The 13,014-nt window shown below is 46.7% G+C and carries 13 protein-coding genes; 9 read left to right on the top strand and 4 right to left on the bottom strand.

Annotation, left to right across the window (positions count from 1 at the left end):
- Positions 1-7 precede the first annotated feature (7 nt).
- From BMX14_RS13080 to yfcD, 4 genes are all read left to right on the top strand, one after another.
- Positions 8-694 (top strand): ABC transporter permease, encoded by a 687-nt coding sequence (locus BMX14_RS13080; RefSeq protein WP_092677487.1) that lies wholly within the window; start codon positions 8-10, stop codon positions 692-694.
- On the top strand, positions 691-1,398 hold the full coding sequence (hisM, locus tag BMX14_RS13075) for a histidine ABC transporter permease HisM (RefSeq protein ID WP_092677485.1): 708 nt from the start codon (positions 691-693) through the stop codon (positions 1,396-1,398). Before BMX14_RS13080 ends, hisM begins: the two co-directional genes overlap by 4 nt.
- A 13-nt stretch (positions 1,399-1,411) precedes the next feature.
- Positions 1,412-2,185, top strand: coding sequence for an ABC transporter ATP-binding protein (locus tag BMX14_RS13070; protein WP_092677614.1), 774 nt, complete (start codon positions 1,412-1,414; stop codon positions 2,183-2,185).
- Positions 2,186-2,303: 118 nt separating this feature from the next.
- A complete protein-coding gene (gene yfcD / locus BMX14_RS13065; RefSeq protein WP_092677483.1) occupies positions 2,304-2,825 on the top strand; it encodes an NUDIX hydrolase YfcD in 522 nt (173 codons plus the stop codon).
- Between the two features lie 49 nt (positions 2,826-2,874).
- Here the strand turns inward: yfcD and pta are convergent, their stop codons facing one another.
- A complete protein-coding gene (pta, locus tag BMX14_RS13060; protein WP_092677481.1) occupies positions 2,875-5,025 on the bottom strand; it encodes a phosphate acetyltransferase in 2,151 nt (716 codons plus the stop codon).
- A gap of 41 nt (positions 5,026-5,066) precedes the next feature.
- A complete protein-coding gene (locus BMX14_RS13055) occupies positions 5,067-6,269 on the bottom strand; it encodes an acetate kinase (RefSeq protein WP_092677479.1) in 1,203 nt (400 codons plus the stop codon).
- Between the two features lie 297 nt (positions 6,270-6,566).
- On the opposite strand from BMX14_RS13055, the gene yfbV reads away from it, so the two are divergent.
- Both yfbV and BMX14_RS13045 read left to right on the top strand, forming a co-directional pair.
- Entirely contained in the window at positions 6,567-7,016 is a 450-nt protein-coding gene (gene yfbV / locus BMX14_RS13050; RefSeq protein ID WP_092677478.1) for a terminus macrodomain insulation protein YfbV, read from the top strand.
- A gap of 14 nt (positions 7,017-7,030) precedes the next feature.
- On the top strand, positions 7,031-7,672 hold the full coding sequence (locus BMX14_RS13045) for a sugar phosphatase (RefSeq protein WP_092677476.1): 642 nt from the start codon (positions 7,031-7,033) through the stop codon (positions 7,670-7,672).
- A gap of 51 nt (positions 7,673-7,723) precedes the next feature.
- Here BMX14_RS13045 and yfbR read toward each other — a convergent pair whose 3' ends face one another.
- Positions 7,724-8,329: a 5'-deoxynucleotidase gene (yfbR, locus tag BMX14_RS13040; protein WP_092677474.1), complete on the bottom strand. Its 606-nt coding sequence runs from the start codon at positions 8,327-8,329 to the stop codon at positions 7,724-7,726.
- Between the two features lie 58 nt (positions 8,330-8,387).
- Positions 8,388-9,605, bottom strand: coding sequence for a pyridoxal phosphate-dependent aminotransferase (locus BMX14_RS13035; protein ID WP_092677472.1), 1,218 nt, complete (start codon positions 9,603-9,605; stop codon positions 8,388-8,390).
- 813 nt (positions 9,606-10,418) lie between these two features.
- On the opposite strand from BMX14_RS13035, the gene BMX14_RS13030 reads away from it, so the two are divergent.
- From BMX14_RS13030 to BMX14_RS13020, 3 genes are all read left to right on the top strand, one after another.
- Positions 10,419-11,357, top strand: a complete 939-nt coding sequence (locus tag BMX14_RS13030; protein WP_092677470.1) for a LysR substrate-binding domain-containing protein — start codon at positions 10,419-10,421, stop codon at positions 11,355-11,357.
- Positions 11,358-11,835: 478 nt separating this feature from the next.
- The gene (locus BMX14_RS13025) at positions 11,836-12,279 is read left to right on the top strand and encodes an NADH-quinone oxidoreductase subunit A (protein WP_092677468.1); all 444 of its coding nucleotides are present in this window, start codon (positions 11,836-11,838) and stop codon (positions 12,277-12,279) included.
- 12 nt (positions 12,280-12,291) lie between these two features.
- Positions 12,292-12,972, top strand: coding sequence for a NuoB/complex I 20 kDa subunit family protein (locus BMX14_RS13020; RefSeq protein WP_092677466.1), 681 nt, complete (start codon positions 12,292-12,294; stop codon positions 12,970-12,972).
- Positions 12,973-13,014: the final 42 nt, after the last annotated feature.

Raw genomic sequence — 13,014 nt, 5'->3', positions numbered from 1 at the left:
GTCGTAAATGCTAGAAGGTTACGGACAGGTTATTCTGCAAGGCACGTGGATGACAGTCGAGCTTGCGCTCAGTGCATTGTTTTTAGCGGTGATCATTGGCCTAGGTGGCGCAGCCGCGCGCCTCTCACGCTATCCTTGGTTGCGAGCCATCGGTGCCGCGTATACCACGATCGTTCGTGGTATCCCTGATTTGGTATTAATGTTATTGATTTTTTATGGTTTACAAATTGCGCTTAACCAACTGACTCACGGTCTGGATCTCACCCATATCGATATTTCTCCGCTGCCAGCTGGAATTCTAACCCTAGGGTTCATTTATGGTGCGTATTTTACGGAAACCTTTCGTGGCGCAGCATTATCCGTTCCCATCGGTCAACGCGAGGCAGCGATTGCTTATGGCATGACACCGTGGCAATGTTTTGTTCGCATCAACTTTCCGCTGATGATGCGCTTTGCGCTCCCTGCAATGGGTAATAATTGGCAAGTGATTTTAAAAGCGACTGCGCTGGTGTCAATTTTAGGATTAGAAGAGTTGGTCAAGGCCACGCAATTAGCTGGGAAAAGCACGTGGCAACCCCTGTTCTTCGCACTGGTTGCGGGGGCGGTTTATCTACTGTTCACGCTAGTTTCACAACTTATCTTAGCCGGATTGATGCGTTTCTATTCTGTTGGCGTGAAGAAGGTGACATTATGAATGCGATCCTTCAACAGTATTGGCAATCGCTGCTCTGGACCAATGGCTACCAACTCAGTGGTTTAGCCATGACCTTATGGTTGCTAGTGTTTTCAATGGTGGTGGGGGGGATCCTTGCACTCTTCTTATCTATGGGTCGTACCTCTTCCCGTCGCTGGCTGTCGACCTCCATCGCGCTGTTTACCTTCGTGTTCCGAGGGACGCCTCTTTATGTACAGCTAATAATTATCTACACTGGTCTGTACACCTTACACGTAGTTAAAGATCATCAGCTACTGAATGAATTCTTCCGTAGCGGGTTACATTGTACGCTTCTCGCCTTGACCCTCAATACGGCAGCCTACACCACGGAAATCCTCGCGGGGGCCATACGTGCAGTCCCCGCTGGCGAGATTGAAGCCGCCCAGGCCTACGGTTTTCGTGGCGTAACATTGTGGCGTTCGATTATTCTTCCCTCAGCGTTCCGCACAGCATTACCCGCGTACAGTAATGAAGTGATTTTATTATTACACTCGACCTCCCTGGCGTTTACCGCGACGGTTCCCGATATTCTAAAAGTGGCCCGAGATATTAACGCTAATACCTACCAACCATTTACCGCCTTTGGTATTGCCGCATTGCTTTATCTTTTTATCTCCTGCGTTTTGATTATGGTATTTCGCCAAATTGAAAAGCGTTGGTTACCTCATATCAGTTCACGCTAAGGGTTTGCGTATGTTGTCCACCGAAAAACTAAGAATCGAGCAGCTCCATAAAGCTTATGGTCAGCATGAGGTACTAAAGGGCATTAGCCTTACCGCCAAGGAGGGGGATGTGATTGCGATTATCGGCGCATCGGGGTCAGGGAAGAGTACCTTGTTACGCTGCCTAAACTTCCTGGAGCACCCGAATGCAGGCGAGATTTGGCTCAATCAACGGCAGATCCCGCTTGCCGCCGATCGTAGCCAGCAATTGCAGGTGACAGATAAACAACAGCTGAAATTATTGCGTAGCAAATTATGTATGGTGTTCCAACACTTTAATCTGTGGAGTCATATGACCGTGCTACAGAATGTGATGGAAGCCCCGTGTAAAGTGCTCGGAATAGCGAAAGTACAGGCGCAAGAGAAAGCGGAATATACCTTGCGTAAAGTGGGGATCGATCCGATAAACTGGAAAAAATATCCCGTCCACTTGTCAGGTGGTCAGCAACAGCGGGTGGCTATCGCCCGAGCATTAGCCATGGATCCTGAGATTATGTTATTCGATGAACCGACGTCTGCCTTGGACCCTGAATTGGTGGGGGAAGTGCTGCGGATTATGCAGCAACTGGCTAAAGAAGGAAAAACCATGATTATGGTAACGCACGAGATGGCGTTTGCAAAAGAGGTCTCTTCACAGGTGATTTTCCTCCATCAAGGCAAGATTGAAGAGCAGGGTTCACCAGAGGAGATATTCAACCGTCCTAAGTCGTTACGCTTGCAACAATTTCTTAGCAATAACTTAACATAAAAATGAAAAGCATTTCTTCATAATGCTAGAGATTGCGAAATTAAATTTTACTTATTACTCTTAGGGTAAATAAAAGCATATGGCGCCGAGTAGCGACTCGCGTTAAAAAGGGTTAACCATGGTTGAACAAATGCCTGCAGGTCAGATTGAATGGGTTGATATTGTTGATGAGAATGATGAGGTCGTTGCGACAGCCGCCCGTCAACAAATGCGTGCTGAATCACTGCGCCATCGCGCAACCTATATCGTTGTGACAGAAGGGTCCGGTCGTATTTTGGTCCAACGTCGAGCAGAGAATAAGGACTTTGCCCCCGGGAAACTCGATGCGACAGCCGGTGGAGTGGTGCAATCTGGTGAAGAACTTCTCGCTTCCGCGCGTCGCGAAGCGGAGGAAGAGTTGGGTATTGCGGATGTCCCTTTAGCGGAACATGGTAAGTTTTATTTTGAAGATGAAGGATGTCGCGTGTGGGGCAGCCTATTTAGTTGCGTCTGCCATGGCCCCTTTGCGTTACAAGATGGTGAGGTGACAGAGGTGTCCTGGATGACACCGGAAGAGATCACCGCACGTTGCGATGAATTTACCGATGACTCGTTAAAAGCCTTGGCATTATGGTTAACCCGTAACGGAGAAAACCGCTAAGGACCTTTTACTAGCCACCTGTCGCCGAAGGTAACAGGTGGCTTATGGGTTAGCCTCTAGTCTCAGCTTGTTGAGACTGAATAGCGGTAAGCGCGATGGTGTAGACGATGTCATCGACTAATGCGCCCCGTGAAAGGTCATTCACCGGTTTACGCATACCTTGTAGCATGGGTCCGATTGAAATCAATTCCGCCGAACGCTGGACGGCCTTATAAGTCGTGTTGCCGGTATTCAGATCAGGGAAGATAAATACTGTTGCTCGACCCGCCACCCGAGAATTTGGTGCTTTAGACTTCGCAACATCTTCCATAATCGCGGCATCGTATTGTAATGGCCCATCAATGATCAGGTCAGGACGCTTCTCTTGCGCGAGACGTGTGGCCTCTCGCACTTTATCGACGTCGCTGCCGCTACCTGAATTGCCGGTAGAATATGAGATCATCGCGACACGGGGTTCAATCCCAAACGCTGCGGCCGAGTCTGCCGACTGAATGGCAATTTCCGCCAATTGTTCAGCATTGGGATCGGGGTTGATCGCACAGTCACCGTATACCAGTACCTGCTCAGGTAACAACATGAAGAAGACGGAAGAGACAATACTGCTATTCGGCGCAGTCTTGATTAATTGTAGCGGTGGACGAATGGTATTGGCCGTAGTATGGACCGCACCGGAGACCAATCCGTCGACTTCTCCTTTTTCCAGCATCAAAGTACCGAGTACAACATTATCTTCCAACTGCTCACGGGCTACGACTTCCGTCATTCCTTTGTTTTTACGTAGCTCAACTAGGCGTGAAACATAGTTTTCTCTGACCGCTTGCGGATCGACAATGCTGACGCCGTCACCTAACACAATTCCCTGCACAGAGGCGACTCGTTGAATTTCTGCGGGATCACCGAGTAAGACACATTGGGCAATTTTACGTTCTGCACAAATTGCTGCCGCGCGTAAGGTTCTTGGTTCGTCGCCTTCAGGTAACACAATACGCTTACCGGCTTGGCGCGCGAGCTCGGTTAATTGATAACGAAATGCTGGCGGCGAGAGGAGTCGACTACGTTCGGCGACCGAACCTAAGGAATCAATCCAAGGTTTATCGATATAGCTGGCAATAAACTCCTGCACTTTCTCAATACGCTGAGTATCATCCACCGGAATTTCTAAGTTAAAACTTTGCAGAGTCAGTGAGGTTTGCCAGGTATTGGTTTTCACTAAGAAGACGGGGAGGCCGGTTTGGAATGCCCGCGAACAGAGTTCCTGCACGGCAGGATCAATCTGGTAACCGCCAGTCAGTAAGATTGCACCAATCTCCACCCCGTTCATTGCCGCTAGACAAGCAGCCACTAACACATCGGGGCGATCAGCCGAGGTCACCAGCAGGGAGCCTGGACGGAATAACTTCAGCATATTCGGTAGGCTACGAGCGCAGAAGGTCACCGATTGGATCCGGCGCGTAGTAATATCCCCTTCATTAATAATTTCCGCCTTGAGATGTCGACACATATCAATTGCACGGGTAGCAATCAGATCGAAATTCCAAGGGACAGCGCCAAGCACTGGAAGAGGGGAGACCTGACTCAGTTGTTCGACCGTGAAATTTGCCACGGTGGCTTCGTTGGTGTCATCGAACATTTCCGACAGGTCAGGTCTTGTGCGGCCCTCTTCATCGGTCGGAGCATTAATCTTGTTAATGATAAGCCCAGCAATGTTTTTATTCTTACGACCACCGAAGCTATTAAGTTGTAGTTCAACTCGCTCTTTCAGCTGGGTTGGCGTGTCCGTTCCGGGGGAAACAACAAAAATAATTTCAGCATTAAGGGTCTTAGCAATTTCATAGTTAAGGGTTTGCGCAAATTGATTTTTACGCGTAGGGACCAATCCCTCCACCAATACCACTTCCGCATTGGCGGTATTGTCATGAAAATGCGCAATAATCTCTTCCATCAGGATATCTTGCTGATTATTGCTGAGTAAATTTTCAACATAGCTTAATGCTAAGGGTGCCACCGCCGGAATCGAGGATGTGGCGTTGATAATTGCCGTGGTATGGTCCAGCGACGGATCAGCATCACGCGCTTGAGCGATGGGTTTGAACATGCTGATACGCATGCCTTTACGTTCCATCGCACGGATAACCCCTAAGCTCACGCTGGTCAGACCCACACTTGTGCTCAGTGGCACCAGCATAATAGTACGAGACAAATTAACCCCCTCTACAATTCTTGAAACAGATAGTAAATCTCTTAAGCCGTTAGTGTTGCCGCGTCTTGTGCAATGACCCACTCTTCATTGGTTGGGATAACGAGGATCGGGCAACTTCCCTCACGCTGAATCGCACCTGCCTCACCAAAACGCGCGGCTAAGTTTTTCGACTCATCGATAGCTAAATTCAAAAGCGCGAGTTTTTGTACCGTTTGTTCCCGAATTTTGGCAGAGTTTTCACCGATTCCGCCTGTGAAAATCACCGCATCGAGCCTGCCGTCCATCAGTGAAGAGTAAGCGCCGATATATTTGGCCAGACGATGACAAAATACGTCTAAAGCACGCTTAGCCTCAGGTTTTTCGGCGAAGTTATCCTCGACAAAGCGGCAATCACTCGTCACGCCCGTTAGCCCCAGTAATCCTGACTCTTTGGTCAATAACTGATTAATCTGTGCGACGTCCATCCCTAAATTATCGTGCAAGTAGAAGATGATGGCAGGGTCGATATCGCCACTGCGTGTGCCCATTACCAATCCTTCCAACGGGGTGAGTCCCATGGAAGTATCAACACACTTTCCTTGGCGGATGGCCGCAACCGAACCACCATTACCGAGATGGCAAGTGATGACGTTTAGTTCCTCAACCGGTTTTTCGAGTAGTTTAGCGGCTTGTCGAGAGACGTAAAAATGGCTCGTGCCGTGTGCGCCGTAGCGACGAATGCCATGTTCTTCATAGAGTGCGTAAGGCAACGCATAAAGATAGGCTTCTTCCGGCATGGTCTGGTGGAAGGCAGTATCGAAAACGGCCACGTTTTTGGTGGTGAGATGAGGGAAGTTTTTGAATGCTTCGCGTATACCAATCAGATGTGCAGGATTATGTAGAGGCGCAAAGCATGTTGCTTGTTCAATCGCGCTAATGATCTCATCGGTGATCACCACAGATTGGCTGAGATGCTTGCCACCATGAACGATTCGGTGACCAATAGCACTAATTTTTTCAGACAGTTCCGGTGCGTCGACTAAAATATGGTTAACGATAAAGGCCAATGCCTCTCTGTGGGCGGCTCCCGCACCGAGTGCCGACTCCTGTTTTACCCCCGCGTGTTTCCATTTTATGCGTGCTTCCGGTAGCGAAAAACACTCTGCTAAACCGGAAAGGTATTCAGCGCCAGTAGCGGGATCAAGAATTGCGAATTTGAGAGAGGAACTGCCACAATTGAGAACCAGAACTAAGTTATTCGACATAAACGCACCTGTAAATGAAATGTGTGAGCAACCACCAAATTCCTCTGAATCAGCGTCGCTACCGTTAATGCTACTATACACTGGTCAATAGGGTTAACTATGTTCTGAGGCAATACCAGTGTCACTAATCGGATTGTTCAGAATAATCAGTGTAAGTTTGTGTCATCTTTCTCATCGTTCGACGATGGGGGTGGTATCCTAGACCCATTCATGCGCGCAGAGAGTGTGGTGCGAATGGTACTCCCAATTAATCGGGATTTAAAACTTTTTAAATTCTTCGGCTTTTGAGGCAAAACAATGAACGATACGCATCGACCTGGGCTGTTTTCAACGCTGCGTCTTGGCAAAAAATATATGAAAAGTTGGCCACAGGAAAAGAGTCTCTCTGCCATTTTTGCAGAAAACAGGGTGTGTCGAGCCACACAATTTGGCATTCGGTTTATGCCGCCCATTGCCATCTTTATTCTGTGCTGGCAGCTCGCGTTTCATGCGCAAATCGGACCGGCGATTGTGACCGCTGTGTTTGCCTGTAGTTTACCCGTGCAAGGCCTTTGGTGGTTGGGGAAACGGGCGTGTAAACCGTTAACGGGCGGAACCTTAGAGTGGTTTCATACTATTCGCGAAAAGCTACAAACCTCCGGGCAAACTATCAACCTCCCTCAAGGTGAGGTCACCTATCAGCACCTAGCAGAATTATTAATGCGGGCTTTTAAACAGTTGGATAAAGCCTTTTTAGATGAATTGTAGTGATAAGGTAAGTCATTATGTATCAAGGATTCCTCTTTGACTTGGACGGTACGTTAGTTGACTCTTTAGCCGTAGTGGAAACCGCTTGGTCGAAATGGGGGGAACGGCATAACATTCCTGCCTCAGAGATCCTTGCATTCATTCACGGTAAGCAAGCAATCACCTCATTACGTCACTTTTTACCGCTAGCGGATGAAGCGACTTTGCGAGAAGAGTTTTTGTGGCTGGAACATCTTGAGTCGACAACGGTGGAGGGGATTGTACCGCTACCGGGTGCGAGAGCTTTGCTGACTCATCTGACTGACCAGCAAATCCCATGGGCAATTGTAACCTCCGGCAGCCTCCCAGTCGCGACTGCACGTTTCCAAGTCTTGGATTTGCCCTGTCCGGCGGTGTTTATTACCGCTGAACAGGTCGCTAAAGGTAAACCCTATCCGGATCCTTATTTGTTAGGGGCTGAGCGTCTTGGGTTAGCGCCAGAAAACTGTGTGGTGGTGGAAGACGCGGCGGCAGGCATCGAGGCAGGCTTGGCAGCGAAATGCGCCGTTGTTGCAGTGAATGCTCCACTGGATGCGGCCCACCTTAATGCAACGTACCGACTTAAGAGCTTGACCGAGCTATCCATTAAGCCAGCGGCTCAAGGGTTTAGGTTATAAGTGTGTAGAGGACTTAGCGAAGACATCGGGTGACCCGATGTCTGCTTACTACTATTGATAGTTCTCTGAAATACGATCAAGCGTCGTGGTGCAACTCTCTGCAAAGATCTCCATAAAGTCATTCACCTCTGGCATGGTACTGCGAAGATGGGTGAGTCTCTCCTCAAGTCCTTCTTTAACGTGAATAAATTCGTCGTTATTAAACCGTAGCTCATTCAACGTCTTGATATACGCCGCTAAGATATCCGCTGCCTTGACGATTTTCTTATACTCACTATCGACATTATCTTGAATGATCAGTCCAGAAAATGCGTCGCGTAGGTCATCGGGAAGTGTGGTTAAGCACTCTTGCTCTGCAATTTTTTCAAGATGTTTAAATGCCAGAGTAAATTCAGGATTATAATATTTCGTGCGGGAGTTGATGTCTTGGAGCTTGGTCTCTGACACTTCATGGTAGAGGGCGACGACGGCTGCACGATCGGGGTTGAGCGTGTTGCCGTAGCGTTTATTACCAATAACGGTCAGTAAATGGGCAATGACAGCGACTTGGTGACTATGCTCTGCCACGTTTTCTTTTTGTACACAGTGCATTAAGGCCCAGCGTTTGATTAACGGCATGCGGGTTATCCACGCCATGAAAGTACTTTGGATCGCCATGCTATCCTCTTTTCAAGCCGAATAAAAAGACGCCTTACGGCGTCTTAGTGAACACTGATTATTGACGGTAGTGACTGAGAAAGCGACCAAATTTATTAATCGCCATCTCTAAATCGTCTACCCTGGGTAAGGTCACGATACGTACATGGTCAGGCCACGGCCAGTTAAAGGCGGACCCTTGCACCAGCAACACTTTCTCCTGTAATAGGAAATCGAGAACCATTTTTTGGTCATCGTAAATATTGAATTTTTTGATATCAATTTTTGGGAACATATATAACGCACCCTGCGGTTTCACGCAGCTGACCCCAGGGATTTGGTTAATCAGTTCCCAAGCGCGTTCGCGCTGTTGGTAGAGGCGACCATCAGGAACGATAAATTCACTGATACTCTGATAACCCCCTAAGGCTGTTTGAATGGCATGCTGTGCCGGGACATTTGCACAGAGGCGCATTGATGCCAGCATTTCCAGGCCTTCTATATAGCCTTTAGCATGTTTTTTGGGTCCATTTAATACCATCCACCCTTGGCGAAAACCGGCCACACGGTAAGTTTTAGAAAGACCATTAAATGTAAAGGTGAGGAGATCTGGCGCTAAAGCGGCGATCGAGTGGTGCTGAGCGGCATCATAAAGAATCTTATCGTAGATTTCGTCAGCGAAAATAATGAGGTTATGTTCGCGCGCAATCTTTACTACCTCAATCAGCAGTTCTTTACTGTACACCGCCCCGGTCGGGTTGTTCGGATTAATAATGACAATACCGCGAGTACGTGGGGTGATTTTTGCGCGGATATCGTCAAGGTCGGGGAACCAATCACTGCTCTCATCACAAAGATAGTGCACTGCCTTACCACTGGATAGCGAGACGGCAGCCGTCCACAGCGGGTAGTCTGGCGCGGGAACGAGCATTTCATCGCCGGTATTCAACAGCGCCTGCATAGACTGCACGATCAGCTCTGAAACGCCATTACCGATATAGATATCTTCAACGGTAATATCACGCATTCCTAATGCTTGATAGTGTTGCATGATGGCTTTACGTGCAGAATAAAGGCCTTTTGAGTCAGAATACCCTTGTGAGGTTGGAAGGTGTTTGATGACATCGACTAAAATTTCATCGGGTGCCTCAAAACCAAAAGGGGCAGGGTTGCCAATGTTTAACTTTAGTACTTTATTACCTTCTTCTTCAAGCCGCTTTGCTTCTTTTAATACAGGACCACGAATATCGTAACAAACATTCTCTAATTTGGCGGATTTTTCTATTTTTATACTCATGCGCTTCATCTCGGCTTTAGGAATAGGAAATGACACTACTATTTTTTGTAAATGTACTCCGGTCAGACAGTTTAATGAAGAGCCTCGAGGTACTCAACGTCGATTACAGAAGGGAAATCTAATGCTTTAGTGATTTATTCTAAAATATCCAATGTGGCAAGATAATGTATTGCTATAGTGGGGCGGTCAATGGGAGGACTCCATCGAGAGCTATTGTATAAATAATTGTCTAATCCGACATCTGTGGAATGTTTTTTAAAGTAGCGTAAATAGCGAGTAAATTTTTATAAGAATTATTTGAATTATAATTAATAATATTTCAATCGATTAATCGAAAGAATTAGCTAGGATTTATAGGGTTAATTATTAATTTGTCTTAAAGGTTTTTGATTTATTAGTTACTAATAATTTATGGTGAAAAAGTTAATCATAAGATGATTTCTTATAACTCTAGCTATTAGTGGAAAGAACAAGGGCTTGGGGCTGGATAATATGAACTAAGTCAAAGAATGTTCAGTTTTATCGAAAAATAATTCCAATTTATGGCTAGAAATGATTAAGTCTAATTAACAAATTAAAACTTATCGTAGAAGGGGAGTTAACTGAATTTTTTTGTCTACTATAGACAATTTACTATTCCTAATGGCCGATAACGATGAGTAAATTAGTGCGACTCAGCACGCAGCGTGGATAGCCTATGGCTGTTGGATAGCATTTAGGTTTAAGTTATTGAGTCATTTTAAAATGCAGTCTGTCTTGACTAGCAATAAACAACACCAGTAAGTATTAAAATAAAATTAAAAGTGAATAATTATGACAATCCATAACAATATATCGATCAATCTCGAACTTGATCTGCTGCGTACTTTTGTTGCAGTAGCCGATTTAAATACTTTTGCCGCCGCCGCCGCCGCGGTGTGCCGAACACAATCCGCCGTGAGCCAGCAGATGCAGCGATTAGAGCAAATTGTTGGCCGTGAGCTTTTCGCCCGCCATGGCCGCAATAAACTGCTGACAGAACATGGCATACAACTATTAGGTTACGCAAGGAAGATCCTCCGCTTTAACGATGAAGCCTGTGCGTCGTTGAAATATAGCAATGAGCAGGAAAAGCTTATTGTTGGGGCGACTGAAGATACGTCGGAAAGTTTATTACCTTTTGTGCTTAATCGTATCACTGCACTTTACCCTTCGTTAGAAGTTGAAGTTCGCGTTAACAAAACAGAAACCATACTGTCACTGCTTGACCAGCAAGAAATCGATGTTGCCTTAACGACGCAAGGCGACGCGCGTTTCGAGCAGCAGATTTTACGCACGTCTCCGACACTCTGGTTTTGTGCGGCCGATTTCGCTATCACGCCAGGCGAAGCGATCCCTTTGGTTATTCAGAATGAAGGCGAGTTATTTAGAGAGATTGCGGTTAATGCACTCGATGAACATCAAGTACCTTGGCGCTTAGCGTATGTTGCGAATTCTAAAGCCGCCATTAATGTCGCGGTGAAGTCCGGCTTAGGGGCAACTGTCAGACCGGCCGAAATGTTAAATCCAGAGCTACGTGTATTAGGCACTGCAGAAGGCTTACCTCTGCTGCCAGACACTCAGTATCTATTGTGCCGTCTACCTAAGGCTGAGAAAGCATTCGTCCAATCGCTCTTCAATGTCTTGGCCCCAGCCCCCGATACTATTCATCGTTTAGTGGAAATACCGGTCGCTGAAACCGATGCATGTGAACCGGCGGAAGCCGTTGACTGAATACGCAGGGATAACCTCGGTAAATCGCTTCTTTTGCCGATAAAGGTGAACACTGTGGAGGGGGTTTACCCACGAGCATTACGACCTTCACGGGGCGGTTTACTCATCAGAATGAATGAGGAGCAGACCGCCACCTTGACCTTAAATCAGTGAAATTATGAGTCAGATCAAAAAAACCTTACTTATTGTGCGTGAAAATTCCTATAAACCTGCCACACTTGTTTGAGATTTCATCAAAATTTGTGACGTAGATCCAAGGTTAAGACTTTACATTTCATGTTTGTCAATTGTTAAAAGATATTTATATTTATTCGCTTAGGTTGACAAAAGGTTATGAAAAGGAGTAAAAAAAACCAATAAAAATACTGTTAATTTTTTATTTAACAGACATTACTAAAAGGTGTTACACCTTCCGTAAACTTTTGTGGTCACTCCTTGCGCAGTTTTGCAAACTGTCATCCACACTTGAAGAGTAAGCATGAGTATGTCAACCACTACTGAAGTAATCGCTCATCATTGGGCTTTTGTCGTTTTTGTCGTCATCGCTTTCGGACTCTGTGCATTCATGTTAACCGGCGGTTGGTTACTGGGTGGACGCGCTAAAGGTCGACACAAAGACACCCCATTCGAATCAGGCATCGAGCCTGTCGGCTCTACACATCTTCGCCTCTCTGCAAAATTTTATCTTGTCGCGATGTTCTTCGTCATTTTCGACGTAGAAGCACTATTTCTCTACGCCTGGGCCACCTCCGTCCGCGAAAGTGGTTGGATTGGCTTTGCTGAAGCAACAATCTTTATCCTTATTTTGTTAGCTGGACTCGTTTATCTCGTCAGAACGGGTGCGCTTGATTGGGCGCCAGCACGTCGTCGTATTGTCGTTAAATCAGAGAACGGACGCGGCAATTCTCCTCAAAAGTTATAGAGAGGCATTAAGATGGATTACACACTCACCCGCGTCGATCCCAATAACAATGGTGAGAACGATCGCTATCCTTTACAAAAACAGGAAATTGTTAGCGATCCTCTCGAACAGCATGTCCATAGAAGCGTTTACATGGGCAAATTGGAACATGCGCTGCACGATATGGTGAACTGGGGCCGTAAAAACTCCCTTTGGCCCTACAATTTCGGCCTCTCATGTTGTTATGTTGAAATGACCACCTCGTTCACTGCGGTACATGATGTGGCCCGTTTTGGTGCGGAAGTTATGCGTGCATCGCCACGTCAAGCTGACTTTATGGTTATCGCTGGCACACCTTTCACCAAAATGGCACCGGTTATCCAACGTCTCTATGACCAAATGTTAGAGCCAAAATGGGTGATTTCGATGGGTGCCTGCGCCAACTCAGGCGGCATGTACGATATCTATTCGGTGGTGCAAGGTGTAGATAAATTCCTTCCAGTAGATGTCTATATTCCAGGTTGCCCTCCGCGTCCTGAGGCCTACATGCAAGCCTTATTGCTGTTACAAGAATCTATTGGCAAAGAGCGTCGCCCACTTTCATGGGTAGTAGGGGATCAAGGTGTTTATCGCGCCAATATGCAATCGGAACGTGAGCGTAAACGCGGAGAGCGTATCGCCGTCATGACACTACGCACCCCAGACGAAATTTGACCCGAAAACCATTAGGCGGCGTCAGGAACGATAACAATAATT

It is taken from the genome of Rosenbergiella nectarea, assembly GCF_900111105.1.
GTDB lineage: Bacteria > Pseudomonadota > Gammaproteobacteria > Enterobacterales > Enterobacteriaceae > Rosenbergiella > Rosenbergiella nectarea.
Note: the sequence above shows the minus strand (reverse complement) of the source record. Positions and strands in the feature narration are given on the sequence as shown.

Excerpts from the sequence above, each read along its gene's own strand:
- BMX14_RS13025 (WP_092677468.1), top strand. The coding sequence starts at position 11,836 with ATGAGTATGTCAACCACTACTGAAGTAATCGCTCATCATTGGGCTTTT.
- BMX14_RS13030 (WP_092677470.1), top strand. The coding sequence starts at position 10,419 with ATGACAATCCATAACAATATATCGATCAATCTCGAACTTGATCTGCTG.
- hisM (WP_092677485.1), top strand. The coding sequence starts at position 691 with ATGAATGCGATCCTTCAACAGTATTGGCAATCGCTGCTCTGGACCAAT.
- BMX14_RS13055 (WP_092677479.1), bottom strand. The coding sequence starts at position 6,269 with ATGTCGAATAACTTAGTTCTGGTTCTCAATTGTGGCAGTTCCTCTCTC.
- yfbV (WP_092677478.1), top strand. The coding sequence starts at position 6,567 with ATGAACGATACGCATCGACCTGGGCTGTTTTCAACGCTGCGTCTTGGC.
- yfbR (WP_092677474.1), bottom strand. The coding sequence starts at position 8,329 with ATGGCGATCCAAAGTACTTTCATGGCGTGGATAACCCGCATGCCGTTA.
- yfcD (WP_092677483.1), top strand. The coding sequence starts at position 2,304 with ATGGTTGAACAAATGCCTGCAGGTCAGATTGAATGGGTTGATATTGTT.
- BMX14_RS13020 (WP_092677466.1), top strand. The coding sequence starts at position 12,292 with ATGGATTACACACTCACCCGCGTCGATCCCAATAACAATGGTGAGAAC.
- BMX14_RS13080 (WP_092677487.1), top strand. The coding sequence starts at position 8 with ATGCTAGAAGGTTACGGACAGGTTATTCTGCAAGGCACGTGGATGACA.
- BMX14_RS13035 (WP_092677472.1), bottom strand. The coding sequence starts at position 9,605 with ATGAGTATAAAAATAGAAAAATCCGCCAAATTAGAGAATGTTTGTTAC.